The organism is Rhodanobacter sp. FW510-R10 (assembly GCF_058781105.1).
Genome location: NZ_JBYSWL010000001.1, coordinates 3389532 through 3414824, shown reverse-complemented (window position 1 = coordinate 3414824; position 25293 = coordinate 3389532). Strand labels below are relative to the sequence as shown.

At 66.3% G+C, this 25293-nt stretch carries 23 protein-coding genes; 12 read left to right on the top strand and 11 right to left on the bottom strand.

All coding sequences use genetic code 11. The features are described from left to right. Positions 1-69: 69 nt before the first annotated feature. Complete coding sequence (locus AC3WJB_RS14930; RefSeq protein ID WP_492682910.1) at positions 70-1860, top strand: FAD-binding oxidoreductase; 1791 nt, start codon at positions 70-72, stop codon at positions 1858-1860. Here AC3WJB_RS14930 and AC3WJB_RS14925 read toward each other — a convergent pair. After that, a complete protein-coding gene (locus AC3WJB_RS14925; protein ID WP_492682908.1) occupies positions 1844-2947 on the bottom strand; it encodes a T6SS phospholipase effector Tle1-like catalytic domain-containing protein in 1104 nt (367 codons plus the stop codon). The two genes, AC3WJB_RS14930 and AC3WJB_RS14925, sit on opposite strands and share 17 nt — an antisense overlap. 240 nt (positions 2948-3187) lie before the next feature. Here AC3WJB_RS14925 and AC3WJB_RS14920 point away from each other — a divergent pair, with 240 nt between their 5' ends. Genes AC3WJB_RS14920 through AC3WJB_RS14910 form a run of 3 tightly spaced genes read left to right on the top strand, consistent with a single transcriptional unit; the run spans position 3188 to position 5163 of the window. Next, complete coding sequence (locus AC3WJB_RS14920) at positions 3188-4027, top strand: isocitrate lyase/PEP mutase family protein (protein ID WP_492682906.1); 840 nt, start codon at positions 3188-3190, stop codon at positions 4025-4027. A 43-nt stretch (positions 4028-4070) separates the two neighbouring features. Further along, the gene (locus tag AC3WJB_RS14915) at positions 4071-4535 is read left to right on the top strand and encodes a carboxymuconolactone decarboxylase family protein (protein WP_492682904.1); all 465 of its coding nucleotides are present in this window, start codon (positions 4071-4073) and stop codon (positions 4533-4535) included. 31 nt (positions 4536-4566) lie between these two features. Beyond that, positions 4567-5163 carry a DNA-3-methyladenine glycosylase gene (locus AC3WJB_RS14910; RefSeq protein WP_492682902.1) on the top strand — a complete coding sequence of 199 codons (597 nt, stop codon included), beginning with the start codon at positions 4567-4569 and terminating at the stop codon, positions 5161-5163. A gap of 48 nt (positions 5164-5211) precedes the next feature. Here AC3WJB_RS14910 and AC3WJB_RS14905 read toward each other — a convergent pair whose 3' ends face one another. The 5 genes from AC3WJB_RS14905 to AC3WJB_RS14885 all read right to left on the bottom strand — a co-directional run bounded on the left by AC3WJB_RS14905 (position 5212) and on the right by AC3WJB_RS14885 (position 8334). Beyond that, positions 5212-5688 (bottom strand): hypothetical protein, encoded by a 477-nt coding sequence (locus tag AC3WJB_RS14905; protein WP_492683229.1) that lies wholly within the window; start codon positions 5686-5688, stop codon positions 5212-5214. Between the two features lie 74 nt (positions 5689-5762). Then, on the bottom strand, positions 5763-6077 hold the full coding sequence (gene minE, locus AC3WJB_RS14900) for a cell division topological specificity factor MinE (RefSeq protein ID WP_492682900.1): 315 nt from the start codon (positions 6075-6077) through the stop codon (positions 5763-5765). Positions 6078-6082: 5 nt separating this feature from the next. Next, positions 6083-6898, bottom strand: coding sequence for a septum site-determining protein MinD (minD, locus tag AC3WJB_RS14895; protein ID WP_492682899.1), 816 nt, complete (start codon positions 6896-6898; stop codon positions 6083-6085). 45 nt (positions 6899-6943) lie between these two features. Beyond that, positions 6944-7717 carry a septum site-determining protein MinC gene (gene minC, locus AC3WJB_RS14890; protein ID WP_492682898.1) on the bottom strand — a complete coding sequence of 258 codons (774 nt, stop codon included), beginning with the start codon at positions 7715-7717 and terminating at the stop codon, positions 6944-6946. Then, positions 7714-8334, bottom strand: coding sequence for a GNAT family N-acetyltransferase (locus tag AC3WJB_RS14885; protein WP_492682896.1), 621 nt, complete (start codon positions 8332-8334; stop codon positions 7714-7716). Before AC3WJB_RS14885 ends, minC begins: the two co-directional genes overlap by 4 nt. Positions 8335-8516: 182 nt before the next feature. On the opposite strand from AC3WJB_RS14885, the gene AC3WJB_RS14880 reads away from it, so the two are divergent. The 7 genes from AC3WJB_RS14880 (at position 8517) to AC3WJB_RS14850 (ending at position 17189) form a co-directional block, all read left to right on the top strand. Then, on the top strand, positions 8517-9764 hold the full coding sequence (locus tag AC3WJB_RS14880; protein WP_492682894.1) for a sensor histidine kinase: 1248 nt from the start codon (positions 8517-8519) through the stop codon (positions 9762-9764). 160 nt (positions 9765-9924) lie between these two features. Beyond that, complete coding sequence (locus AC3WJB_RS14875; RefSeq protein ID WP_492682892.1) at positions 9925-10566, top strand: response regulator; 642 nt, start codon at positions 9925-9927, stop codon at positions 10564-10566. Positions 10567-10827: 261 nt separating this feature from the next. Next, positions 10828-12240 (top strand): SRPBCC family protein, encoded by a 1413-nt coding sequence (locus AC3WJB_RS14870; protein ID WP_492682890.1) that lies wholly within the window; start codon positions 10828-10830, stop codon positions 12238-12240. A 178-nt stretch (positions 12241-12418) separates the two neighbouring features. Continuing rightward, entirely contained in the window at positions 12419-13369 is a 951-nt protein-coding gene (locus tag AC3WJB_RS14865; RefSeq protein ID WP_492682888.1) for an ABC transporter ATP-binding protein, read from the top strand. Continuing rightward, positions 13366-14100, top strand: a complete 735-nt coding sequence (locus AC3WJB_RS14860; protein WP_492682886.1) for an ABC transporter permease subunit — start codon at positions 13366-13368, stop codon at positions 14098-14100. Before AC3WJB_RS14865 ends, AC3WJB_RS14860 begins: the two co-directional genes overlap by 4 nt. 3 nt (positions 14101-14103) lie before the next feature. Beyond that, complete coding sequence (locus AC3WJB_RS14855) at positions 14104-16011, top strand: Gldg family protein (protein ID WP_492682884.1); 1908 nt, start codon at positions 14104-14106, stop codon at positions 16009-16011. 299 nt (positions 16012-16310) lie between these two features. Further along, a complete protein-coding gene (locus tag AC3WJB_RS14850; RefSeq protein ID WP_492682882.1) occupies positions 16311-17189 on the top strand; it encodes a cytochrome c oxidase assembly protein in 879 nt (292 codons plus the stop codon). A gap of 31 nt (positions 17190-17220) precedes the next feature. On the opposite strand, the gene AC3WJB_RS14845 is transcribed toward AC3WJB_RS14850, so the two are convergent. Beyond that, positions 17221-17727, bottom strand: coding sequence for a copper chaperone PCu(A)C (locus tag AC3WJB_RS14845; RefSeq protein ID WP_492682880.1), 507 nt, complete (start codon positions 17725-17727; stop codon positions 17221-17223). Continuing rightward, positions 17724-18365 (bottom strand): SCO family protein, encoded by a 642-nt coding sequence (locus tag AC3WJB_RS14840; protein WP_492682878.1) that lies wholly within the window; start codon positions 18363-18365, stop codon positions 17724-17726. Before AC3WJB_RS14840 ends, AC3WJB_RS14845 begins: the two co-directional genes overlap by 4 nt. Before the next feature lie 154 nt (positions 18366-18519). Between AC3WJB_RS14840 and AC3WJB_RS14835 the strand changes: the two genes are divergently transcribed. Further along, entirely contained in the window at positions 18520-19173 is a 654-nt protein-coding gene (locus AC3WJB_RS14835) for a rhomboid family intramembrane serine protease (protein WP_492682876.1), read from the top strand. A gap of 13 nt (positions 19174-19186) precedes the next feature. Here AC3WJB_RS14835 and rapA read toward each other — a convergent pair whose 3' ends face one another. The 3 genes from rapA to AC3WJB_RS14820 form a co-directional block, all read right to left on the bottom strand. Further along, on the bottom strand, positions 19187-22039 hold the full coding sequence (rapA, locus tag AC3WJB_RS14830; protein WP_492682874.1) for an RNA polymerase-associated protein RapA: 2853 nt from the start codon (positions 22037-22039) through the stop codon (positions 19187-19189). A 232-nt stretch (positions 22040-22271) separates the two neighbouring features. Further along, positions 22272-24407 carry a M13 family metallopeptidase gene (locus AC3WJB_RS14825; RefSeq protein ID WP_492682872.1) on the bottom strand — a complete coding sequence of 712 codons (2136 nt, stop codon included), beginning with the start codon at positions 24405-24407 and terminating at the stop codon, positions 22272-22274. 112 nt (positions 24408-24519) lie between these two features. Continuing rightward, a complete protein-coding gene (locus AC3WJB_RS14820) occupies positions 24520-25230 on the bottom strand; it encodes a DUF502 domain-containing protein (RefSeq protein WP_492682870.1) in 711 nt (236 codons plus the stop codon). Positions 25231-25293 lie beyond the last annotated feature (63 nt).

Below are 25293 nucleotides of genomic sequence, written 5' to 3'. Positions count from 1 at the left end.
CCGCGGCGTCACGCACGATCATGGGGCCGCATGATGAGGCGGCGGACGTTGCTGAAGTGGGTGGCCGGCATGCCCCTGTTCGCCGGGCTGCTGCCGGATTTGCGTGCATCCACACCCGGAGGTGCGGCTCCTACGGGGAAACTGTTCCGCCGCGTGCGGCCCGGAACGCCAGGCTGGCCTTCCGCGGCCGAGTGGGAAAGCCTGAACGGGCAGGTTGGTGGCCGGCTGATGAAGCTGACGGACCCGCTGGCCGCCTGTCGTAACGATGCATTCGGCAAGGCGTGCGGCGGTTTCTTCGCCTCGATACGCAATCCGTACTACATCCTCGACCATCCGGCCCTGACCCAGGCTTCGGGCTGGGCGGATGCCTGGAGCTCGCAGCCGAGCGCCTATGCCGTCGCGGCCAGGCATGCGGCTGATGTCGCGGCAGCCGTGGATTTCGCGCGTACGCACCGCCTGCGACTGGTGGTCAAGGGCACGGGCCACAGCTACCAGGGCACATCGAATGCCCCGGATTCATTGCTGGTCTGGACGCGTGCGATGGACGACATCGTGCTGCACGATGCCTTTGTGCCGAAGGGCTGCGCCGGCAGCGTGGCAGCACAGCCCGCGGTGACCGTCGGGGCCGGACAGATCTGGGGCCATACCTACAACGCGGTGACGACCCAGGCCGGGCGCTACGTGCAGGGCGGTGGCTGCCTGACCGTCGGCGTGGCGGGCCTGGTCAGCAGCGGCGGTTTCGGCAGTTGGTCAAAAAACTACGGGATGGCCGCGACCAACCTGCTGGAAGCCGAGGTCGTCACCGCGGATGGCGAGATCCGCACGGTCAATGCCCGCACCGATCCGGATTTGTTCTGGGCACTCAAGGGCGGTGGTGGCGGCAGTTTCGGGATAATCACGCGGCTGACCCTGCGCACCCATGAGTTGCCGGAATTTTTCGGGGGAGTCAACGCGACCGTGCAAGCCAACTCAGGCGCGGCGTATCGACGTCTGATCGGGCGCTTCCTCACGCACTATCGCGAGCACCTGTTCAACCCGCATTGGGGCGAGACCGTGCATTTCCGCGGAAATAACCAGTTTCGCGTCAGCATGGCGTTTCAGGGTTTGAACCAGGCAGCGGCTGAAGCAGCATGGAAAACGTTCTTCGACTTTGTCGTGGGGGCGCCGAAAGATTACGTGATCACGAAGCCACTGCAGGTCATCGCTGTACCGGCGCGAATGATCTGGAATCCAGAGGCACTGAGGAAAGTGCCGGGCCTGGTGGTAGCCGATCCACGTCCGCATGCGCCGATCGACAACATCGTGTGGGCTGGCGATGCGGACCAATCTGGCCAATACATCACCAGTTACGCCTCGGCCTGGTTGCCGCAGGCGTTGCTGCGTCCGGACCGCCGGCAGCTTCTGGTCGATGCCCTGTTCGGCTTTACGCGCGAATCCGGCTTGAGCCTGCATTTCAACAAGGGTTTGGCCGGTGGCCGAAAGTCGGCGGTTGCGGGTGCCGGTGACACGGCCACGAATCCCGTGGTGATGGATGCGTTCGCGTTGGCCATCAGCGGCGAGAGCGCGCCGCCGGCGTTCCCCGGTACCCCCGGTCACGAGCCCGATCTGAAGGCCGCGCGCGCCGAGGCCAGGACATGCGCCAGCGCGATGCAGGCCTTGTACAGGATCGTTCCTGACGCTGGCTCCTATGTTTCCGAAAGTGATTATTTCCTGCGCGACTGGCAGCAGGCGTTCTGGGGTCCGAATTACGCCCGCCTGATGGAAGTGAAACGACGCTATGACCCCGAAGGCCTGTTCACCGTGCACCACGGCGTGGGCTCCGAGGGATGGAGTGCTGACGGCTTCACCCGGAGTGGATGACGGGCCCAGCCACGCGCGACGCGGCCAAGGCCTGGAGCAAGGAGGGCGGCCGATAGGTCGGGTCGGCCTGCCAGCGCTGCCATACCGAGTCGTCGACGGTCTCGTTGACCGAGCTGCCGACCACGCGGTCCACCGGACGGCTGAACCAGCGGTATAGCCCGGACAGGAATTCCCGGTAAGAGTTGCGCGGCACGCCGGTCCACGCATCCGCCACCGGAACGAACGGGGCGGCGAAGACCAGGCCGCAGTCCATTGCCTTGCGTTGCAGCCAGGCCAGGGATAGGTCTGGCAGGGGATCCGGTGCGCGCCCGGCACCGTCGTGGGCATAACCGCCGCCGACGTCGGCATGTGCGCCGATGAACCAACGCTGTTCGATTTCGATCTGTTCGCGTTTTTTTATCATCGGTGATTCCCCGGGCGCGAGCGTCGCCGGGTTGCGGGTCCACAACGTCGGGCCGAAGTCCGCCCGATGCTCATCCAGGGCCAGTGCCTGGTACGCACACCGGACGATGCGGCTGAGCTCGGTGTCGTGGAAGCGGTAGCGGGCACGGGCAAACGGAAACCATGCAGCGACGTCGGGTATGCCGAGTCGACCGACGGTCTCCCACACGCCCATGTAATGGATGTCGGTTTCCTCGGCGTGCTCGGCGCGGAACGCAACCGCGGCCTGGTCACCCGGCTTGACCGTCGCGTCGCGATAGAACGTGTACGCGGCAGCGACGTCACGCCGGTCGATCGCGGCCCGGCCGGCCCGCCGCCACAGTCCGCATTTACGGATCATGCCGCCGAGGCTGCGGGCGGTGTACGCGCCGCGGCTGTAGCCAATCAGGTACAAGCTGTCGCCTGCCTGCCAGGTGTCGCACAGCCAGCGATAGCCGTCCTTGATGGTGTCGGCAAAGCCGTAGCCGAACGCGCCGCCGAGCCAGTGACCGATGCCGGGCTTGACGCCGACGCCGGGCAGGTAGTTGGCCAGTTGCGGCACGCCAGTGGCATCGTGCGCCGGGATCAAACGCCACAGGCGCTCGACGTTGGTGTGCGACTCGGGCTTGCTCCAGGTCCCGTCGCACAGCAGGACCAGCCTACGCATCATCGTGCGCCGATTTCGCTGGGCGCGGACTCACCCCCGGCAGGCCGCCAGCGGGCTGCCTACGGTCCGCTCGCCGAGGGAATGGCGAGGGCGGCATGGTGGCGAACCTGATATTCGTCATGGCTGTGACGACCCGATCGTGGCTTGATGGCTGGTATCTGGACTGGTCCATTTTTTGGCGCCTACGGCGCGGGCGCAAGCGGCGTACGCTGGGCAGTGGTTTTTGACGAGGGAAATCCGATGGACAGGGAAGCACAGGCAGGGCGCGCCGAACAGCTGCGGCGCATGCACCACGGCCCGCACCCGCTGCTGCTGCCGAACGCATGGGATGCTGGCAGCGCGCGGCTGTTTGAAAAGCGCGGATTCCCCGCTGTGGCCACGACCAGCGGTGGCGTGGCCTGGTCGCTGGGGTACCAGGATGGCGAGCAGGTGCCGCTGGAGGAAGTGCTGGCCGTGGTGGGGCGCGTGACCCGCACCTGCAGCGTGCCGGTGACCGTGGACTTTGAGGGCGGCTACGGGGCGACGCCGGCGGCGGTCGGCGCTTCGGTGCGCCGGGTGATCGAGGCGGGCGCCGTCGGCATCAATATTGAAGACGGCACGCCGGGGCATGGCCCGCTGCGGCCGCTCGACGAGGCCGCAGCGCGCATTGCGGCGGCACGCGCTGCCGCCACGGCGAGCGGCGTGCCCCTGGTGCTCAATGCGCGAGTCGACCTGTGGCTGCATGAGGTCCCCGCCGCCGAGTCGCCGGCGCGCCTGGACGCTGGCCTGCGCCGTGCCCGCGCCTATCTGGCCGCGGGCGCCGACTGTATTTACCCCATTGGCCTGCATGAGCGCGAAGAGCTGGCCAGCCTGGTGCGCGCGCTCGGCGCCCCGGTGAACGTGATTGCCGGTCCCGGCATGCCCGCGCTTGCGGAATTGGCGCAGATGGGCGTAGCCCGCGTGAGCACCGCGACCCGCTTTGCCACCATGGCCTTTGGCGTCGTCGCTCAGGCGGCCGCGGAGTTGCGTGCCAGCGGGCGTTTCGACGGCCTGGTTTCGAGCTTTACCTACGACGATGCGCAACGCTTGTTCGCACGTTGACCCTTCCGCCCGCCTCTCCATCGATTCGACCAAGGAGTCACCCATGCAAGCCCGTCTCGACTATGCCCATGCCGCACCGGCCGCATTCAAGGCCATGCTGGCGCTGGAAGCGACCGTGCACCAATCCAGCCTCGAGCCTACGCTGATCGAGCTCGTGAAGATGCGTGCCTCGCAGATCAACGGCTGCGCCTATTGCCTGGACATGCACAGCCAGGACGCGCGCGCCGCCGGCGAGACCGAGCAGCGCCTGTATCTGCTCCCGGCGTGGCGGGAAGCGCCTTTCTACAGCCCGCGGGAACGCGCCGCGCTGGCCTGGACCGAGGCGCTGACCCAGGTGTCGACCGACGAGGTGTCCGATGCACTGTATGCGCAGGTGCGCCAGGAGTTTTCCGACCAGGCCATGGTGGAGCTCACCCTGGCGATCATCGCGATCAATGGCTGGAACCGCCTGTCGATCGGTTTCCGCTCCCAAGCCGGGACCTACGTGCCGCCGGGCCAGGCGAAATGATGCAGGGGGCATTGGGTGGAGTGCGCGCGTGATGGCGCGCACACGCAGGGTCAAACCGCTGTCACGCGCGTTCTACCGCCGCGACTCGCGCGTGGTGGCGGTGGAGTTGTTGAACAAGGTCTTGCTGGCGGCTGACGGCCGCAGTGGCCGCATCGTCGAAACCGAGGCCTACTGCGGCTCACTCGATCCCGCGGCGCATGCCTATCGCGGCAAGACCGCACGCAATGCCACGATGTTCGGTCCGCCCGGCCATATGTATGTGTATTTCAGCTACGGCATGCACTGGTGCGCCAATGCGGTGTGCGGCGAAGTGGACGAGGGCGTGGCCGTGCTGCTGCGGGCGCTGGCTCCGCTTACCGGCCTGGAAGCCATGCGTGCGGCGCGGCCCAAGGCGCATCGCGACCGCGACTTGTGCAGCGGGCCGGCGCGTTTGACCCAGGCGCTCGGCATTACGGGGGTCCTCGATGGCAGCGACCTGGTGACTGGCGCAGGCGGCTTCCGCATCCTCGATGACGGTACCCCGCCACCCGCGCAGCCGGTGGTGGGCAAGCGCATCGGCATCAGCCAGGCCGTGGATGAACCGTGGCGCTGGTACGTGCCCGACGACCCCAACGTCTCCAGGCGTTGAAGTCGGGCCGCCTGTGGCTGGCTGCCGCGCCATAGCGGCACGTGCCAGTCAGGCGGCCGATGGTTCCGTGGCGCGCACGTTGCACGGTAACGAATGCGCGCGCAGGAAGGCCTGGGCCTCGCCCGCGTCCTGGGTGAACCAGGCTTCGGCGCTGCCGAGCCGGAACGAGTAGCCCCAGGCGTCCATGTCGCGCATCAGGCGTGCGCGCCCGACGCCCGGCAATTCGTCGGCCAGCAGGATCTGCAGATAGCAGGTCGCGTCTTCTTCCTCGACGGAGTCGGTGGCGTCGGTGTGCACGCGCTCACGACGCTCTGGCGGCAGCACGATGAGGTGGCAGGCCTCGTGCAGTACGGAATGGATGGGGGTGTCCTCGCGCGCATACACCGTGCTGCCGATCACGCCAGCCTCGGGCTCGCCCCAGTAACTGCCGGGAATGGCCGCATCGGCAGCGATGAGCTGCAACTCGAGGCCGTGGCGGGCAAGCAGCGCCGCCATCGTCTCCCGGCCCACGTCCCCAAGGTGCATGACGGCGGGGTCATCGGGGCGGTCGCGCGGTGCGGGCGAATCGGGGTGCATGCAGGATGTCGCCGTTGGGCCGCTCAACGGCCCTTGGATTTCTTGCCGCCGGCCTTGCCCGGCTTGCCGATATGCGCGTCCGCCGGCTCGGCTCCGGCCAGGGTCACGGACAGCTCCAGGATCTCGTGATCGGCGCCGCGCTCGACGTTGATGTTGATGTCTTCAAGCTGCACGTGCACGTACTTCTTGATCACTTCCAGCAGTTCATTGCGCATCATTGGCAGATAGTCCGGAGCGCCGCGCGTGGAGCGTTCCTGGGCCACAATGATGCGCAGGCGTTCGCGCGCCACCGAGGCGGTGGGTTCCGGCCTGCGCTTCAGGAAATCGAGTATGCCCATCGTGATCAGCCCCCGAAGACGCGTTGCAGGAAGCCCTTCTTGGGCACGTCGATAAAGCGCATGGGGCGCTCCTCGCCAAGGATGCGTGCGACCGTATCGCTGTAGGCCTGCCCGGCCTGGGACTGGGCGTCGACGATTACCGGAATGCCGTTGTTGGACGCGGTGAGCACGTTGGCCGACTCGGGGATCACGCCGATCACGTCGATGCCGAGGATTTCCTCGACATCCTTCACGCTGAGCATTTCCCCGATTGCCACGCGCTGCGGGTTGTAGCGGGTCAGCAGCAAATGCTGGCGCACCGGATCCTGCCCGCGTTCCGCGCGTCGGGTCTTGCTGGCCAGCAGGCCGAGGATGCGGTCGGAGTCGCGCACCGAGGACACCTCCGGGTTGACGACGACGACGGCCTGGTCGGCGAAGTACATGGCCAGGTGCGCGCCCTTCTCGATGCCGGCGGGCGAATCGCAGACGATGTACTCGAAGCCATCGGCAGCCAGGTCGTCCAGGACCTTCTCCACACCTTCGGCATGCAGCGCGTCCTTGTCGCGGGTCTGGCTGGCGGCCAGCACGTAGAGGTTGTCGTAGCGCTTGTCGCGGATCAGGGATTGCTTGAGCGTGGATTCGCCGTGCACGACGTTGACGAAATCGTAGACCACGCGCCGCTCGCAACCCATGATCAGGTCGAGGTTGCGCAGGCCCACGTCGAAATCGATGACGGCGACACGCTTGCCGGCCATGGCCAGGCCAGTGGCCAGCGAGGCACTGGTCGTGGTCTTGCCCACCCCACCCTTGCCGGAAGTGACGACAATGATCTCAGTAGCCAATGGCCCTACTCCGCGTGGTGGTATGTGGTGGGGGACTATGCTCGGTCACAGTCTGGCCAACAACAGTTTTTCGCCATCCAGCCAGCATTGCACGGCGTGGCCTTCCAGGTCGTCGGGAATCTGCTCGAACACCCGGTACTGGCCGGCGATCGCCACCAGTTCGGCGTGGAATTCGGACACGAAGATCCGCGTCGATTCCGCGCCCTGGGCACCGGCCATGGCCCTTCCACGCAAGCTGCCGTAGACGTGGATATTGCCATCGGCAATCACTTCGGCGCCATTGGCCACTGCCCCGGTGACGATCAGATCCCGGTCGCGAGCGTACAGCTGTTGTCCTGAACGCACCGAGCCTGCATGCAGCATCGCCAGGCGGGGTTCGTCCGGTGCCGATGGCGGCGGCGCGGGCTCAGCGGCAGGCTCGTGGGCTTTTGCCGCGGCGGCCGTGCTCGCCGCCGGCCTGGACGTTTCTTCCCGCGCCGGCTCGTAGGCGGCACGGAACTTGGCGATCAGAGGCAAGCCGACGCGCTCGGCCAGGCCGGCGGTCTCGCTGGTGCCGTAGGCGATTCCGGCCGGAAGCATGCCGGCGCGGCGCACGGCGTCAAGCAGGGCGAGCACCGTGGTGTCATCCGGTAGTTGCAGTAAATTGCCAAGGTCGAGGACCACAGCGGCACGCCCAAACATTTGCGGCGCCGCCTGCACGCGCCGCAGCAACTCGTCGTGCAAGGCCGTGGCGTCGGCGCGGCGCACCTGCACACAGGCCATGCCGACCTGGCCGAAACGCAATTCGCAGGCATCGCTGGAGGCTTGCCGGGTCTTCACTGCTCGCCGTCTCCTACGCGCCGCGGCGCCTCGACGACGGCTGCACCAGGCCGGGCGCGCTCGGCGAGCCATGGCACGTCCGGCAGGCCGCCATGTTCCAGCCAGGTGTCGCGAACATAGGCGTAGCTTGGCAACTCGCGCGCCAACAGGCTCACCTTGGGCCCGTCCTTGCCCATGCGTTGCTGGCTGACTTCCTGGAAGCCGTAGGTGCCGTGGAATAGCAGGACCACGTCGTCGCGCGGTTCGAGGAACACCTCGCAGGCCAGCAACGGGACACGCACCTCGGCGTAGCTGTGCACGTCGCAGTAGAACACGCGGCCCAGGCCGTGGCGGCGGTAGGCGTTGGCGATGACGATACGATCGATGTATACGAACTGTGGATAATGCTTGACGAACCAACGATAGTTCGGGCTTGAATAGGTGCTGCCCTCACGTAGTGCGATGAGGAACCCAGCCAGATGACCATCGATTTCTGCCACGCGAAAATATTCGGCGGACTCGTAAAAGTAGCGCAACTGCGCCATGTCCATGGCGAGGATGGAGCGGCCTGCGCCATTGTTGAGCGCCAATACGGCATTGAGATCCTGCTCACGCACGTCGCGGATCGCGAGGGCCATTCGTTGCTCCGCATGGATGGACATCGGCGCGAGGCCGACTGCCGGCCTCGTGCAGGTCGGCATTATGCCATGCGCCGGCAACGCCTATCGCGGCACACCGGTGCGTCGTCGCTCCGTGGCGCATCGCGGCCGGCCTCTACGCGGGTTCCATGCGGCTGGCACGCCGTGGCGGTAAGCCAGTGATGCGCAGCAATGGGCGACCGCATCTCAATCATGTGCGGGTATTGCGCTATACGGGACTGTTCACCTACTTGTGCTGCAGCGTGCCGCTGTGGCAAGGCAGCTGGGGGCTCGAGCACGCCAGCGCGTGGTGGAGCAGTCCGACGCAGTCCGGCTGGTTTGTTTCCTATGCCTTGTTTGGCGTGGCCTATCTCGCCCTCACCAGCCGCCGCATGGCCACGCAAGCCTCGATCTGGCGCCAACTGGCCCGGTTGGCCGGCCTATTGCTGCTCACCGGTTCGGCCATCGCGGTAGGCTGGTTCAGCCAGAGTGGCCTGTCGGCCATGCTCATGCTGGTGATTGCCGTGGTCTTGCCCTGGCAGATGCCGATGGTCACCGGCCTGGTCTGGCTGCTGGTGCAGAACCTGCTGCTGATCCCGGTGATCGCCAGCTATGTCGGCTGGACGCCGGGTATGGCCATCCTGCAGGTCTGCGTGTATCTGGGCTTGTCCGCACTGGTGTTCTTCACCTCGACCGTGGCCCACCAGCAGACCGAGCAGCGTGAAGCGCAGCGGCGCCTCAACGCCGAACTGCACGCGACGCGGGCCTTGTTGGCTGAAACCAGCCGCCTCAACGAGCGCATGCGCATCGCCAGGGATTTGCACGACCTCGTCGGCCATCACCTGACCGCGTTGAGCCTGAATCTGGAGGTCGCCAGCCACCTGACCAACGAGGAGGCCCGAGTGCACGTGTGCAAGGCGCAGAGCACGGCCAAGCACCTGTTGGCCGATGTGCGTGAAGTGGTCAGCGAGCTGCGCCAGGACGATGCCATCGACCTCACCAAGGCCTTGCGCAGCCTGATCAACGGCGTGGCGGGGCTGGCCGTGCACATGCAGGCGCCGCCCCGCTTCAGCCTGGAGGATCCACGCCGGGCACTGGTGTTGCTGCGCTGCGCGCAGGAAATCATCACCAATACCGTCAGGCATGCGGACGCGCGCAATTTGTGGCTGGAATTCGTCTATCCGCAACCTGACCTGCTGGAGCTGCACGCCCGCGACGACGGCCACGGCGCCGAGCGCATTGCGCCAGGCAACGGCCTCTCCGGCATGGGCGAGCGCCTGGCCGAGTTCGGTGGCAGCGTCAGTCTGGATGGTGGCGCAGACAAGGGTTTTGCCTTGGTCGTGCGTCTGCCGCTGGACGGCCGTGAGCCGAATGCACCTGCCACGCCGACCGCCCTGCACGAGGACGCATTGGCCCTGGGCCTGCCCTGACCGCTGGCCGCCGCTGCTCGGGGCGCGCAGCGTGATTGCCGTCCAGTGCTGCGTTTGTCCTCACAGGCCGCGCCTGGGCCGTTATGCTTACTGCAAGATCATGGTTGCGCCTGTAACCCATGGCGCTGTCTCCGCCGCTTGCGCTCGTTGAGGGACCGTAATGATTTCGGTATGTCTGGTCGACGATCAGAACCTGGTTCGCCAGGGCGTCCGTTCATTGCTCGACCTGGACAAGGACATCCGCGTCGTCGCCGAATGCGCCGATGGCAACGAAGCCATGCGCGATATTCCCAGGGTCAAGCCGGACGTGGTCCTGCTCGACCTGCGCATGCCCAACATGAGCGGCCTGGAAGTACTGCGCGGGCTCTCGGCGCGCAATGCGCTGCCGCCGACCATCATCCTGACCACGTTCGATGACGATCAGTTGGTGCTGCAGGGGATCAAGGCGGGTGCCAGGGGATACTTGCTGAAGGACGTTTCCCTGCAGCAACTGGTCGAGGCGGTGCGCATCGTGGCCGCTGGCGGGTCCCTGGTTGCCCCCATGGTCAACCAGCGCCTGACCGCCGGCGTGGCCCGCATGCAGAACCACTTTTCCAGCCTGGAGCATCCCGATCCCCTGACCGAACGCGAGACAGAGATCCTGCGCCTGCTGTCCGGCGGCTTCAGCAACAAGGAGATCGCCAATTCACTGCGCGTGGCCGAAGGGACGGTAAAAAACCACGTTTCCAACATATTGTCGAAACTCGGCGTGCGCGATCGCACCCGTGCCGTGCTCAAGGCGCTGGAGCTGGGGATTGTCTAGACGGCCATCATGCTGCCGACGAGGCAGGGGTTGGACATCCGCGCCGGGGGGGCCGGGTGCGCCGGACGGTCGCACAAAAGCCGCCATTGATTTGGGCGGCGATATTGCATTGCGCGATGGCGTTCCGGCCCGTGAACCGGTACCATCCGTAACCTTGGTACGTGTCGACCCTTCGGTACGGCGCTCTTGGGGACTCTCGGGGGCTCGCGTGGGTGCTGATTCAACAACTTGGTATTGCGTAGACGCTCGGAGAACTCTGGAATGATGCGTTTCCTGGAATTCATTGTGGCTTTGATCATCGTCGCCATTGCTGCGGTGGTGTTCGGCGTGTTGAGCCCCAGCAGTGGCCACGTCGAGCGCTCGGTGACGGTCGGCAAGGACTTGCGGCAGGTATACGACGTGCTCGACAACATGCGCCGCCTGCCCGACTACGCAACCTTGCGTGCGGACGACCGCAACATCAAGTTCGACCTCAGCGGCAAGCCGTTCGGCCCTGGCTCGAAGATCAGCTGGACCAGCAATTCCTTGAACGTCGGCAATGGCTCGCTCACCATCGTCAGTGCAGAACCGAAGTTCGACGAAGTCGATGATTCGACGACCAATGCCAAGATCGTGTGGGATCTGGAAAACGACTGGCGCGGCCAGGACAAGCAGTTCACCCTCGGCCTGGCGCGCGATGGCAGCCGTGGAGAATTGACCGAGCTCACCGTGGCGTACGACGTCAAGTACGGCTGGAACCTGATGGATCGTTTCAGCAACCTGTACATCCATGGCAAGCCCGACACGTTCATCCAGGGTGCGCTCAACAACCTGCAAAACGTGGTCGCGGCGATCCCCAACGTCGACTACAGCGGGCTGACCCCGGCCATCGTGCAGACCAAGCAGCAGCCGGTATTGCTGGTTTCCACCTCGGCGCCGCGGACCGGTGGTCTCGAAGCCGTGCATGACGCGATTGCCGCGGCCGTCGGCAACATCCAGGCCGAGGCGAAGAAGCTGAAGGTCAACATCATCGGGCCGCGCATCGTCACCACCACCAATTATGGCGACCAGACCTACTCCTTCGACGTCGCCCTGCCGATCGACACCAATACCCTGACCCTGACCAAGGACGGCGAACCCCAGGAGCTGACGCCGCCGAGCCCGCCGTCGCTGACGCCGGCCGAGGAGCCCGCTTCCGACAGCACCAGCCCGGAGGCCGCAGGTACCAGCGCCGTGGCCGAGGCAGCGCCGGTCGTGGGCAGTCGTGACGCGCGCGGCCGCCTGGTGATTGGCAATGGCGTGCTGGGCGAACTCGCGTTTGGCGACAATGCACTCACCGCGCCGTGGACCGGGACCTTTGCCGGCGTGGCCACGATTCGCGATCAGCTGCGCGCCTACGCCCAGACCCACGGCTATACGTTTGATGTGGTCGTCCATCCGCCGTACGACATCCAGACGAGTGCCGATGTGGTTGGGCCGAAGGGCGACCTGATTTCCAAGGAGCGTTACCAGATTTACCTGCCGCTCGAGAGTGCTCCCGAGCAGACCCCCGAGCAGGAGGCTGGCCTGGTGCCGGAACCGGCGCCGGCGAGCACGGCAGCCCCGGCCGAAGCGGCCCCGGTGGCTGGAAACGCCGACAGCAAGAAGGCCAACAGCAAGAAGGCCGGGAGCAAGAAAGGCGGCTCCAGGAAGTGATCCGCACCGGTCGGCCCACGCATCTGGCGTGGGTCGACCAGGTTCTCGCGTGCTTCGACCCGGGTCGCCGCTGCTTGCGGTCTGCCCCTGATCATCGCCGACCGCCGTCGGCCGACGCGCTGGGCAGGGTGCGGGGGTGGCGTGCCGATGCGCGCTCGCCTGATGCGGTGCGACGGGCATGATCGAGACCGACCAGCTGACACGGTGCTACGGCAACCTGACCGCGGTAGATGCACTGAGCATCCGCGTGGAGCCTGGTCAGGTACTGGGTCTGCTTGGCCCGAACGGCGCCGGCAAGTCCACCGCCATGCGCATGATCGCCGGATTCCTGGTGCCGACTTCCGGTACTGCGCGCGTCTGCGGCCACGACATCCTGCGCGAGCCCCTCGCGGCCAAGCGCGCGCTCGGCTATCTACCGGAAGGCGCGCCGGGTTATGGCGAGATGACCGTGCGCGAGTTCCTGCACTTCATCCAGCACGTGCGCCGGCTGCAGAGCGAGGCGGACTGGCGGCGCTTTGATGAGGTAGTCCAGCAGCTGCAACTGGAGGAAGTCCTCGACAGCTGCATCGATACCCTGTCCAAGGGCTTGCGGCGCCGCGCCGGCTTGGCCCAGGCAATCCTGCACGATCCGCCGGTATTGATGCTGGATGAGCCGACCGACGGTCTGGATCCGAACCAGAAGCATGCCGTGCGCCAGCTCATCGACGTCATGGCGCGCAACCGCACGATCCTGATCTCCACCCATCTGCTGGAGGAGGTCCATGCGCTGTGCAACCGCGTGGCGATCATCGCCCACGGCCGCCTGCTGGCCGATGCCACGCCGGCCGAGTTGGAGCAGCAGTCACGCTACCACGGCGCGGTTTCGTTCAGTGCATCGGGAAGCGGCATGGCGCAGGAAATGCTGGGGCGCCTGCCGCAAGTGGCGTCCATCGAGGTCGATCCGCTGGACGGCCGCACGACGGTGTTTCCAAAGCCGGGCGAGCGCATTCTCGGGCCGGTACAGCAGCTGCTGCGTGAGCAAGGCCTGGAGGTATCGGAAATCCAGCTCGAGAGTGGCCGGCTGGACGAGGTGTTCCGTCATATCACCACGGCTGGCGACGCGGCCGCGCCGACGGAGCAGGTGCCGTGAGCCCGGTGACCGCGGTGCTGCGGCGCGAATTGCGCAGCTACTTCGTCACCCCCGTGGCCTACGTGTTCCTGGTCATGTTCCTGGTGCTGAGCGCCGTCCTCACCTTCTTCGTCGGGGACTTCTACGAGCGCGGGCAGGCCGACCTGCAGCCGTTTTTTGCCATGCAGCCGTGGCTGTACCTGGTCCTGGTGCCCGCTGTCAGCATGCGCATGTGGGCGGAGGAAGCGAACGCCGGGACGCTGGAGCTGCTGCTCACGCTGCCGGTGACCCTGGCCCAGGCCGTAGCCGGAAAGTTCCTGGCGGCTTGGCTGTTCATCGGCCTGGCGCTGGTGTTGACGTTCCCGCTGTGGATCACCGTCAACTATCTCGGGCCGGCCGACAACGGGGTGATCGTGGCCGGCTACGTCGGCAGCTGGTTGATGGCCGGCAGCTTCATCGCGATCGGTGCATGCATGTCGGCGCTGACCCGCAGCCAGGTGGTGGCGTTCATCCTCACCGGGCTGGCCTGCACGTTGTTCGTGCTGATCGGCTTGCCGCAGATCGTCGACTTGTTCCGCGGGCCAGTCATGGGCAAGCTGGTGAAGGGTATCGCCCACCTGTCCATGCTGCGCCACTTCGCGGCAATCTCGCGCGGCGTGCTGGACCTTCGCGACTTGTTGTACTTCGTGCTCACCACGTTTGGCTGGTTGCTGGCCGCGGTGCTGTTGCTCGATTGGAAGCGGACGCGCTGAGTGATGGACCTGCTGCCCCGACGCGATCGACCATCGTCCCTGCGACACGCCCGCCGCAGCACGTGGCTGCTGGGGTGGCTGGCCTTGCTCGTGCTGGTGTCGGTGCCGCTCATCATCGCCAGCAGCCGTTGGTTGCCAAACTGGCGCGTCGACCTGACTGCCGATCGCCTGTATACCCTGACCCCGGGTACGGTGCACATCATCGACCAGCTGCAGACGCCGCTGCACTTGACCTTGTATTTCTCTGCGCACGCCGCGCGCGATCTGCCGCAGTTGCGCAGCTATGAACTGCGCGTGCGCGAGATGCTCCAGGAGATGGTGGCACGCTCGGACGGGCGCATCCACCTGCAGTGGGTCGACCCGGTGCCGTATTCGGACGACGAGGCCAGCGCGCAGAGCAGTGGCCTGATTGCGGCAAGCGGCGGCAGCAATGGCGAGCGGGTGTTTTTCGGCCTGGCCGGAAGCGTCGTTGCCAGCGATGCCAACGTCGCCCCGGATCAGGTGCCGGCACGGAGCTTGTCCATACCGTTTTTCGATCCGTCCCGGGAAGCGTTCCTGGAATACGACATCGCACGGCTGCTCTACGAGCTCGACGAGACGCACAAGCCCAACGTCGGCGTCATCAGCTCGTTGCCGGTGGCGGGCGATCCAGGGCACGGCGAGCCGCCATGGACGATCATGCGCCAGCTCGACCGGCTGTTTGCCGTGCACATGCTTGATCCCGACACGCTCAAGCAGGTCGACCCCGACGTACAGGTGCTGCTGGTGATCCAGCCCAAGCACCTGTCGGTGGACGCCCAATATGCGATCGACCAATACCTGATGCGTGGCGGGCACGTGATCGTGTTTGTCGATCCAGACGCCGAGCTCGATACTTCGCCCTATGGGCCGGGCAGCCTGACGGTGCCGGATCATGGCTCGGACCTGCCGCAGCTGTTCAAGGCCTGGGGCGTGGTTTACGACCCGGGGCAGGTCGTGCTGGACCGGTCACTGGCCCTGCCCATCGAGCTGGACGGCCACAGCCTCAAGCACCCGGCGATGCTCAGCCTCGGCACCCGTGAGCTCAACCTCGCCGATCCGATCACCGCCAGCCTGCAGAATGTCAACGTCTCCACTGCCGGGCACTTCGACCTGGCGGTGGGCGCGCAGACGCGGCTGGTGCCGTTGTTGCAGAGCAGCTCCGACGCGATGCTGGTACCCACGCAACGGGTGCTCGATGCGAGCAACGACCCCAGCGCCCTGTTGCAGAACTACCAGCCTGGCGATGCCAACTATGTGCTGGCAGCCCAGTTGCGCGGGCCGTTGGTCAGCGCCTTTCCCGGGCGTGCGGCGGAGTCCGGTTACCAGGCACGAGCCGTCGATTCGGCCCGGGTGATCCTGGTTGCCGACACCGATCTGCTGAGCGACCGCCTGTGGGCCGAGCCGCAGACCGTGCTCGGCCAGACGATGCTGCGTATCTTTGCCGACAATGGCGATTTCGTGACCAACATGGTGGATAACCTCAGTGGCTCGTCGGCCCTGCTGTCGATTCGCAGTCGTGCCACTTCACGCCGTCCGTTCACGCGGGTGCAGGCCTTACGCAATGTCGCCGATCGCAAGTTCCTGCAAAAGGAGCGCGAGCTCGAGCAGGAGTTGGCCGAGATGCGCCAGCGGATCGACGCATTGCGCCCTGGCAGTGGCGGTGGTGCCGGCACCGAGCAACGCCGCGAGATCGAACAGTTCCGCCAACGCCAGCTGGCAATCACCACGGAGCTGCGCAGCGTGCAGCACCAACTCAACGACGAAATCGATGCGCTTGGGCTGCGCATCAAGATCATCAACATCACGCTCATTCCATCGCTGCTGATCTTGTTTGGTCTGGTCTACGGCTGGCGCCGCACGCGCCGCAGCCGTCGCCGCCGTCGCCGCTGAGGGCCGCCGGCAGCCGCTGACGTTTTCGTCGAAGTTCCAAAGCGCCCCCCTCACCCCGACCATCTCCCCCGACGATGAAGCTGTCGGCGAGTGGGGTGTGATGCAGCCACCAGAGGCCGGGCGCCGCGTGGACTTGCCTGTGGCGAAACAGCGCGCCTCGATCCCGCCGAGAGGCTGCGGACGTCCGGGCCATGCGGGTTTGGCGCGCTCCCTCGCAGCAGCCCGTCCGGGCGCGAAGGCGAAGGCAGCGCGGCGGGCGGCTATGATGGGGGGATGAGTGTGGCGGATTGGTCGGTGCGGTGATGGCGAGCGTGTTGAAGTGGGTGGAACCGTGGGAATTTTCGTGGGTGTTCCTGGCCACGTTCATTCTTGCCGGCGTGCTGTACCTGCGCGGCAGCCAGCGCCTGCGTGTCGGGACCTGGCGCCGCGTGGCGTTCTGGAGCGGCATGGCGATCATCTACCTGTCGCTGCAGACCTACCTCGATTTCTACGCCGAGCACGAGTTCCTGGTGCATCGGGCACAGCAGTTGTTCCTGCATCACCTCGCCCCGCTGCTGGTGGTCGCATCCTTTCCCGCCGTGGTGCTCCGCGCCGGCTTGCCGCTGAAATGGCGCCTGCGTTGGCTACGTCGGGTGCGCCGGTCCTGGCCTTGGCGTGCGGCCACCGGCGTGCTGCTGAATCCCGCGGTGGCGACCGTCCTGTTCATCGCGTTCATCCTGATCTGGCTCGTTCCGCGCATGCAGGAACTGGCCATGCTGGACTGGCGCATCTACCGTTTCATGAATTGGAGCATGCTGATCAGCGGCTTCGCCTACTGGTCCCTGGTGCTCGACCACCGGCCGCACCCGCCGGGGCGCATGCAGGCGGGAATGCGCGTGTTGTCGCCAGGCATCACCATGGCGCCGCAGATGCTGGCCGGCGCCATCATCACGTTTTCCAAGTCGGACCTGTATCCCATTTTCGAGATTTGCGGGCGCGCGCTCACGCTCAACGTGATCACCGGGCAGATGATAGGCGGGCTGATCATCTGGGTGCCGTCGGCCATGCTGGAAACGCTGGGTGCGATGCTGGCGTTGCGACAGTGGTTGCGCCTGTCGCGCAATGGCCGGCTCTCAAGCCGCCGGCGGGCCGGCGCGGCCATGCGCGGGCCGGTGAACCGACACCTGGCCTCGGATTGACGGGGCAGCAGCGCCGCCACGGACCGCGCCCTCAGGGTGAATCGGGGCCGAGCGCGTTGGCCGGGCGGGTGCGGAAATCCACCGGCAACGAGCTGCCATCGCTGAATTCGAGCGTCAGCCGCACGAGCGTGCCGGGTGCGACGGGTGCGATCGCGTGCATCAGCATTAGGTGATAGCCGGCCGGCGCAAGCACCACCTGGCCGTGCGCGGGGACGGCAAGTGACTCGAGCCCGCGCATGTGGCTCATGCCGCCGGACATGGAACTCTGGTGCAGCATCACCTGTTCGTAGCTCGTGCTTTTGGCCCCGGTCAGCTCCACGGCCTGGTTGCCGTCGTTGCGCAAGGTGACGTAGGCGCCGGCTGGCAGCGTTCCCGGCAAGACGCGGATCCAGGCCCGGCTGGCGTGCACCTGCTCGGCCGCGGTCGCGGCGTGCAGGCTGGCGGACGGCAGCAGGCCGGCGAGCAGCCATGCAGCGGCCAGAAGCCAGACACGCCCGCGCAAGATACTGACGATGCCGGCGATGCGGTTCCGGTTCATGGCTTGGCTTCCTGGCCGATCAGCAGGCGCAGGTCGTGGACGATGTCGTCCTGGGCGGCGGCCGGGCTGGCCAGCACGCGCGCGCGACCCTGGGCGTCGAAAATGTACACGCCGGCGCTGTGCGATACCTCGTAGTCACCGTTGGCCTGGTCCGGTTCACGGCTGAACGCGGCGCGGTAATCCTTGGTGAGCCGTTCCAGTGCGCGTGGACTGCCGGTGAGGCCGACGGCGCGCGGGTCGAAGGCCGTGACATACGAGTGGAGGATCGCCGGCGTGTCGCGCGCCGGATCGACCGACACGAACAGGATACGCGCCCCTTCGGCGAGTGGCCCCAGCCGCTGCATCACCACGTGCAGGTGGGCCAGGGTGAGCGGGCAGACGTCGGGACAATGCGTGTAGCCGAAGTACAGCAGCACGACCTTGCCCAGGTAATCGCTGGCAGTGACCGCCTTGCCCTGATCGTCGGTAAGTGAAAACGAAAGGTCGGGCATGTGTCCGCTGAGGTTGGTCAGGCGCAGCGGCAATGCATCTGAACGCTGGCAGCCAGCAAGCGTGAGCGCGGCGAGCAAGGCCACGCACGCCAACAGCAGGAGCGAGTGGAGCGGGCGACGACGTCGGGGCAGGTGGGACGATTTCACGGCATTCATCGCCCGCAGCATACGACATTGCTGCACGCCAGGCTTGCATACGGCGCACATGCGCCGTGGCCCGGTGCGCCGGCGCCCGTCATGCCGTGTGTTTGCCCTCATGCGGCCGCGCTCGCTACGCTGTCGCTTTGCCGGAGTCTGCCTGATGTCCTTCGACCTGCCGTCGGTCACGCGCAACCTGCTGATCGCCAACGTGGTGGTCTTCCTGCTGCAGCAGGTGGCGGGGGACACCCTGATGGCTTATTTTGCGTTGTGGCCCTGGGGACCGGATCGGGTGTTCCAGAGCGCCAGCGGCCTGGTCTCGATCGGTTTCCGCCCCTGGCAGCTGGTGACCTATGCCTTCATGCACGGCGGCTTCACCCACATCGCGTTCAACATGATCGCCTTGTTCATGTTCGGTGGCGCCATCGAGCGCACGTTCGGCACGCGCAATTTCCTCGTCTACTACTTCGTCTGCGCGATTGCCGCGGCCGTTGCGCAACTGCTGGTGCTGTACTACTTCTCGCCCGCCAAGTTCTTCCCCACGCTTGGCGCCTCGGGCGCGATCTTCGGGTTGCTGCTGGCGTTCGGCATGCTCTACCCGCACGAGAAGATCTACCTGATGTTCCTGCCCATCCCCATGCCGGCATGGCTGTTCGTTATTGGTTACGCGGCGGTGGAGCTGGTCATGGGTGTCACCGGGACGCAGGCCGGGGTGGCGCATTTCGCGCACCTGGGCGGCATGTTGGCCGGCATCGTCATGATCGAATACTGGCGTGGCCACCTGCCAATCAAGCCCAAGCGCCAGCTGTGGCGTTGAGCGCAGCCGCGCTTCAACGCAGGCGCAGGAAATCCGGGCTGACCACGAAGCGCACCGCGTCCAGCCGCAGGCGCGCGGCGGGCAGGGCTGCCAGCACCTCGCTGCGCTCGACGCTGAGTGCGTTGATTTCGCCGGCGCTGATCGACGGATTGACCGCGCGCAGGGCCACCAGTCGCGCAAGTTCCGCGTCGAGCGTGGCCGCGGCCTGGGCCAGGGCAGCTTCGATCACCGCCGTGGCACGCGCGCCGGCCAGGCTCTCGGCGCGCTCGAGCATCGGGGGCACCAGGCGTGCGAGCACCTTGCGGTAACGCGAGCAGTCGATGTTGCGTGCCGGCGCGCGTTGCAGCGCCAGGGCGCTGGGCTGAAACTCAGCGCGCTCGGCCAGTCGCGTGTCCACGGTGACCAGCAACGGCTGGGTGGCGAGAAAGCGCTCGATGTCCAGGCGCCGGTCGGCCACGCATTCGAGCAGGTAGACCACTTGCAGCAAGGCGGTGTGCGGCGGCAGCGCGTCGTCGATCATGAACGCGGCATTGCCCAGCTCGCTGGACAGGGCCAGGTCGAGCGCCCCCAGGATCAGCGGATGATCCAGGCGCAGCAGCGGCAGGTCGTCCCGGCCCAGTGCGATTTTGCGCTCGAAGGTGACCGACATGGGCCCGTCGGTAAACCCGGGCAATGCATCGGTGGAGAGGTATTGCGGGTCGAGCCGGGTGATCTCGCCGCCCAGGTCCTCGGCATGGATGCCGAAGGCCTCGAGCAGGCGTTGCACGAAGGCATCGCGCGCCGGGTCGGCATCCTCGCGCGCGAAGGCTGCGGCCAACTCGTTGGCGTGGGGATCACGGCTGGCAGCCAGCTCAAGCAAGTGGTCGCGGCCGCGGCGGATCAGCTCGGTGGCGCGTTCGTGGCTGGCTCGGGTGGCGCCGAGCAGTGCATCCAGCTCCTGGTCGCGGCTGTCGTCCCCGCGCGCATGTTCGTCGGCCAGGCGGGTCAGTGGCTCAGCGTAGGTACGCAACAATTCGCGCGCATCGGCCGGGCTGCGGCGGAACGCGTCCATGCCCTCGTCGTACCAGCGCGCGAGCACGTGCTGGGCGCTGTCGGCGACCAGGAGGATATGGATGTCGATGGCGTGTTGCTGGCCGATGCGGTCGAGCCGCCCAATGCGTTGTTCCAGCAGGTCCGGGTCGAGCGGCAAGTCCCACAACACCAGATGATGGGCAAACTGGAAGTTGCGGCCTTCGGCGCCCACCTCGGCACACAGCAGCAGGCGGGCGCCATCGGCCTGGGCAAAGTAGGCCGCGTTGCGGTCGCGCTGCACCAGGCCCAGGCCTTCGTGGAAGCGCGCCACGCGCACGCCGCTCTTCTGGCGCAGGGCATCCTCGAGCGCGCGTACCTTGGCCTGGCTGCGGCAGATCAGCAGGAATTTGTCGTCCGGATAAGTCTCCAGCACGGCGATCAGCTGGTTCACCCGCTGGTCGGCGTGGTAGTCCAGGTCGATGGCTGCCGGCGGCTGTTCCACGTCGGCGTGGAACTCGGTGAGCAGGGCCTGGCGCGCAGGCGCATCCCAGTCGCTGGCGGCGGCAATGTGCCAGTGCGGGATGCGTTGCGGGAAGCCGCCTACCCCGGCGCGGGTGTTGCGGAACATGCTGCGGCCGGTGCCGTGGCGGTCGATCAGTGCCGCCAACAGGGCGTCGACGTCCGCGGGTGCATCGGCGGCGGCCAGCTGTGCGGCCAGTGGATGGTCGCGGCCCAGCGCTTCGACCAGCATCGCTCGCTGCTGCCCATCCAGCGTGGCGCCCGCGATCAACTGGTCGGCCAGGGCGGAGAGCGCGAGCCAGGTGTCGGCTTCCAGCAGGTAGTGGTCGAGGTCGGTGTAGCGCTGCGGATCGAGCAGGCGCAGCCGGGCAAAGTGACCGCTGCGCCCAAGTTGCTCGGGGGTGGCGGTGAGCAGGATCACGCCGGGAACCAGGCCCGCCAACTGCTCGACCAGCAGATAGCGTGGGCTGGGCGCCCCCGGCGCCCAGGCCAGGTGATGCGCCTCGTCCACCACCAGCAGATCCCACGGCGCGCTCAGCAACTGTCGCGTGCACTTGGCCGAGCCCTGAAGGAAATCGAAACCGGCAATGACCAGCTGCTCGTCCTCGAACGGGTTGCCGGTCTGGTCGGTGTCGGCGTTGGTCGCGTCCGGCCCTTCGCAGCGCTCGCGGTCGTAGATCGCGAAATTCAGGTTGAAGCGCCGCAGCATCTCGACGAACCACTGATACACCAAAGCATCGGGCAGCAGCAGCAACACGCGCGCGGCGCGGCCGGTGGCGAGCTGGCGGGCAATGATCATGCCGGCCTCGATCGTCTTGCCGAGGCCCACTTCATCGGCCAGGAGGACCCGCGGCGGGCGTCGCATCGAGGCGATGCCGGCCACGCGCAACTGGTGTGGGATCAGGCCGATGCGGGCGCTGGACAGGCCCCAGGTTGGCGAGCGGTGGCCGGCAGCGCGGCGTTGCAGCGCCTCGAGCCGCAGCTCGAATTGGGCCACGCTGTCGGTGCGCCCGCCGATCAGGCGGTCATTGGCGCGGCTGACGCTTTGTTCGTCGTCGAGCTGGCCTTCCTCCAGCTCGCGTCCCTCTCCGCGGTAGACCAGCAGCCCGTCGTGGACCTCGACGCGCTCGACCAGGAAGGCAATACCCTTGCCGCAGACGCGCTGCCCGGCGCGAAACTCGCCGCGCAGCAACGGCGCCGACTCCAGCGCGTAAGGGCGCAATATCCCGGATTTGGCGAACAGCACCTGCACCGTGCGGCCGTCCACGCGCAACACGGTGCCGAGGCCGAGTTCGGGTTCGGCAGAGGAAATCCAGCGTTGGCCGGGGACAAACATTGGACCGCCTGGTTACCGCGCAAAGGGGGGACGAATTATCCGCCCATGCGGCTGCGGTGCCTAGGAGCATGGACGGTAGAAGCCGCCCAGGCTGCAAAGCCCCGGGCGTTTCTACCGCCCAAGCTACCAGGCGCCGAGGTCACGCGCCTGGCGTGGTGTGCGTCCACAGACGAAGCGCCGCGCTCGGGGCGCGGCGTTTGTCCATGGACCTGGCATGGGTGCCTGTGGCGTGCTACCAGATCTTCACCTGCTTGTCCGCCGGGCGGATCATGGCGTCGCCCGGCTTGCACTGGAATGCCGCCGCGAACGCCGGCATGTTCGAGGGCGCGGCGATTGCACGCAGCGCATTCGGTGCATGCGGGTCAGTGTTGAGCGAGAGCAGTGCCTGCTTGTCGCGGATGTGGCTGCGCCACACGCGTGCCCAGTTCAGGAAGAAGCGCTGGTCTTCGGTATAGCCGTCTATTTTCTTCCCGGCTTCCTGGGGATGTGCCTTCAGCGCGGCCTGCAATGCATCGTAGGCGACATTCAGGCCGCCCAGGTCGGCGATGTTCTCGCCCAAGGTGAGCTTGCCGTTGACGTGGGCGTCCGGGTGGTCCTTGAGTGGCGTATAGGCGTCGAACTGCTCCACCAGTTTCTGCGCGCGGGCGTCGAATTTCTCGCGATCCGCCTTGGTCCACCAGTCGACGTTGTTGCCGGCGCCGTCGAACTGGCTGCCCTCGTCGTCGAAGCCATGGCTGGCTTCGTGGCCAATCACTGCGCCGATGCCGCCGTAGTTGACGGCATCGTCGGCCTTGGCGTCGAAGAACGGCGGCTGCAGGATGGCGGCCGGGAAGTTGATGGTGTTGTCGGTCGGGTTGTAGTACGCATTGACCGTCTGCGGCGTCATGAACCATTCCTTGCGGTCCGTCGCCTTGCCGATCTTGCCGATGTCGTAGTCGTAGTTGAACTTTGCCGCGGCCATGACGTTGGCGTAGTAGTTGCCCTGGTTGATCGTGAGGCCAGACCAGTCGCGCCACTGGTCCGGATAGCCGATCTTCGGCAGGAAGGCCTCCCACTTGGCAATCGCCTTGGCCTTGGTCTCCGGGCTCATCCACTCCAGGTTTTCGATGCGCGCTTTCAACGCGTTGCGGATATTGTCGACCAGTTCTTCGGCGCGGGCCTTGGCCTCGGGCTGGAACACCTTGGCCACGTAGAGTTGTCCCAACGCCTGACCCATGCTGCCATTCACCGCCGCCAGCACCCGCTTCCAGCGTGGCTTCTGCTCCGGCTGCCCGGCCAGGGTCTGGCCGTAGAAGGCGAAGCGCGCGTCTTCAAGGGGCTTGCTGAGATAGGGTGCCGCATCGTCGATGGTATGGAAGCGCAGATAGGCGCGCCATTGCGCAATGGGCGCCTTGGCCAGCAACTGGTCGAACTCGGCGAAGAACTTCGGCTGCGACAGAGAGAATCCGTCCTTGATCGTGACGCCCTGCGCGGCGAAGAACTTCTCCCAGTTGAAGTGCGGCATCAGCTTGTCGGCCTGGTCGATGCTGACGAAGTGGTACTGGTTGGCCGGATCGCGCAGGTCCTGCGGTGCAAACGAGGCTTTGGCCAGGCTGGTCTCGAACGCTAGTACCGCATCCGCCTGGGTCTTGGCCGCGCTGGCCGGTGTGCCGGTCAATTCAAACATCCGGGCGACGTAGTCGACGTAGGCTGCGCGCTCCTTGGCGTATTTCGCGTCGAGGTAATAGTCCTTCGTCGGCAGGCCCAGGCCGCTCTGGTTGGCGTAGCCGATCTGGGTGTCGGCGTGCTGGAAGTCCGCGCCGGAGCCGAACTGGAATACCTGCATGTCGCCGTCGACGAAACTGCTGATGAGGTAGTTGGCGACGTCGCTGCCGTTGTCCAACGCCTCGATCGCGGCAAGCTTGGGCTTGATGGGATCGAAGCCGGCCTTTTCGATCGCCGCCGTGTCCATGCCGGATTGATAGAGGTTGCCGATCTTCTGCCCGATGGAGCCCGGTTTGGCTTGGGTGGCGCCGTGCGCGGCCGCCTCGGCGATCTGATGCTGCGTGTTCAGGCTGGCTTCGACCAGTTCGTCGAACGCACCCCAGCGCGTGCGGTCAGGTGGGATGGGGTTGGCTGCGATCCATTTTGCATTCACGAAGCCATCGAAGTCCTGACAGGGGTTGATTGCCGGATCAAGTTCGCCAACATCGAAGATGCCCTTTTCAGCGGCAGCCGTGGCGGCCGATGCGCTGCTGGCCGCGGCTGGGGTACTGCTGGCGACAGGCGGCGCCGCCGCGGACGATGGCGACTCCTGCTTGCCGCAGGCCGTCAGGGCAAGGGTGATGCTGGCAGCCAAGGTCAGAATCCTCAGGTGGTTATTCGTCATGGAAGTCTCGATGGTTGGATACGCCTGGAGGCAGGCAAGCGGCGGATGGCCTGTGCGCCATGCGCAGGTCCGTTTTACCAGCACGCACCCTACGCCAGGCGTAGGTGGGGGTTCAAGGCACCTGTGTGGGCGGGTCAATCGGCGGCGATGGCGCGGGGAGATCGCCATCGCGGTTGGTCGCGGCCGCGGCGGCGGGCAGTGTCTCCGGCGCCATGGCGCCGCCGGAAATGATGAAGGCCATGGCCTGGTCCATGGTCCAGTCGGTGGGTGTCAGTTCCTCGAGCGGCACCACTTCCAGATAGCCGCCAGTCGGGTTGGGCGTGGTCGGGATGAACACCGCCGCCATCTCGCGCCCGCTGCCTTCCTCGGGCATCACCCGGGTGACGAAACCGACCACCCGCATGCCGCGACGCGGAAACTCGACCAGCACCACGCGCTGTACGCCGGTCGGCTTGTGTTGCAACACGGCCATGAGTTTCTTCGTGCCGCCGTAAATCGTCTGCACCAGCGGAATGCGGGCGAGCAGGCCGTCGAATGCATTGAGGAAGCGCTGGCCGATGACGCGCGTGGCGATGAATCCCAGCGCATACAGCGCCCCAAGCGTGAGCAGCAACGCGATGATGAAGGTCAATGATTGCGTGTTCAGCGCATCGGCCATGCGTGGCGCCACCAATGCCAACGCGCCGATCAACGCCTCGACCAGCGGCGCGCCAATGCCTGCCAGGAAACCCAAGACGAACTTGAACACCTGCCAGGTCACCCACAACGGGATGAAGGTGAGCAGGCCGGTGATGAGGTAGCGCTTGAAGTGCAGCGAGTTCATGGGCTCATTCGAGAGTTTGCGCAGGCCCAGTGTAGGGGTGCCGCGGGTTCATTTGGCGCCACT

Bases quoted from the DNA above. Each gene is read 5' to 3' on its own strand.
- AC3WJB_RS14930 (WP_492682910.1), top strand. From the start codon at position 70: ATGCCCCTGTTCGCCGGGCTGCTGCCGGATTTGCGTGCATCCACACCC.
- AC3WJB_RS14925 (WP_492682908.1), bottom strand. From the start codon at position 2,947: ATGCGTAGGCTGGTCCTGCTGTGCGACGGGACCTGGAGCAAGCCCGAG.
- AC3WJB_RS14920 (WP_492682906.1), top strand. From the start codon at position 3,188: ATGGACAGGGAAGCACAGGCAGGGCGCGCCGAACAGCTGCGGCGCATG.
- AC3WJB_RS14915 (WP_492682904.1), top strand. From the start codon at position 4,071: ATGCAAGCCCGTCTCGACTATGCCCATGCCGCACCGGCCGCATTCAAG.
- AC3WJB_RS14910 (WP_492682902.1), top strand. From the start codon at position 4,567: ATGGCGCGCACACGCAGGGTCAAACCGCTGTCACGCGCGTTCTACCGC.
- AC3WJB_RS14905 (WP_492683229.1), bottom strand. From the start codon at position 5,688: ATGCACCTTGGGGACGTGGGCCGGGAGACGATGGCGGCGCTGCTTGCC.
- minE (WP_492682900.1), bottom strand. From the start codon at position 6,077: ATGGGCATACTCGATTTCCTGAAGCGCAGGCCGGAACCCACCGCCTCG.
- AC3WJB_RS14885 (WP_492682896.1), bottom strand. From the start codon at position 8,334: ATGGCCCTCGCGATCCGCGACGTGCGTGAGCAGGATCTCAATGCCGTA.
- AC3WJB_RS14880 (WP_492682894.1), top strand. From the start codon at position 8,517: ATGCGCAGCAATGGGCGACCGCATCTCAATCATGTGCGGGTATTGCGC.
- AC3WJB_RS14875 (WP_492682892.1), top strand. From the start codon at position 9,925: ATGATTTCGGTATGTCTGGTCGACGATCAGAACCTGGTTCGCCAGGGC.
- AC3WJB_RS14870 (WP_492682890.1), top strand. From the start codon at position 10,828: ATGATGCGTTTCCTGGAATTCATTGTGGCTTTGATCATCGTCGCCATT.
- AC3WJB_RS14865 (WP_492682888.1), top strand. From the start codon at position 12,419: ATGATCGAGACCGACCAGCTGACACGGTGCTACGGCAACCTGACCGCG.
- AC3WJB_RS14855 (WP_492682884.1), top strand. From the start codon at position 14,104: ATGGACCTGCTGCCCCGACGCGATCGACCATCGTCCCTGCGACACGCC.
- AC3WJB_RS14845 (WP_492682880.1), bottom strand. From the start codon at position 17,727: ATGAACCGGAACCGCATCGCCGGCATCGTCAGTATCTTGCGCGGGCGT.
- AC3WJB_RS14835 (WP_492682876.1), top strand. From the start codon at position 18,520: ATGTCCTTCGACCTGCCGTCGGTCACGCGCAACCTGCTGATCGCCAAC.
- rapA (WP_492682874.1), bottom strand. From the start codon at position 22,039: ATGTTTGTCCCCGGCCAACGCTGGATTTCCTCTGCCGAACCCGAACTC.
- AC3WJB_RS14825 (WP_492682872.1), bottom strand. From the start codon at position 24,407: ATGACGAATAACCACCTGAGGATTCTGACCTTGGCTGCCAGCATCACC.
- AC3WJB_RS14820 (WP_492682870.1), bottom strand. From the start codon at position 25,230: ATGAACTCGCTGCACTTCAAGCGCTACCTCATCACCGGCCTGCTCACC.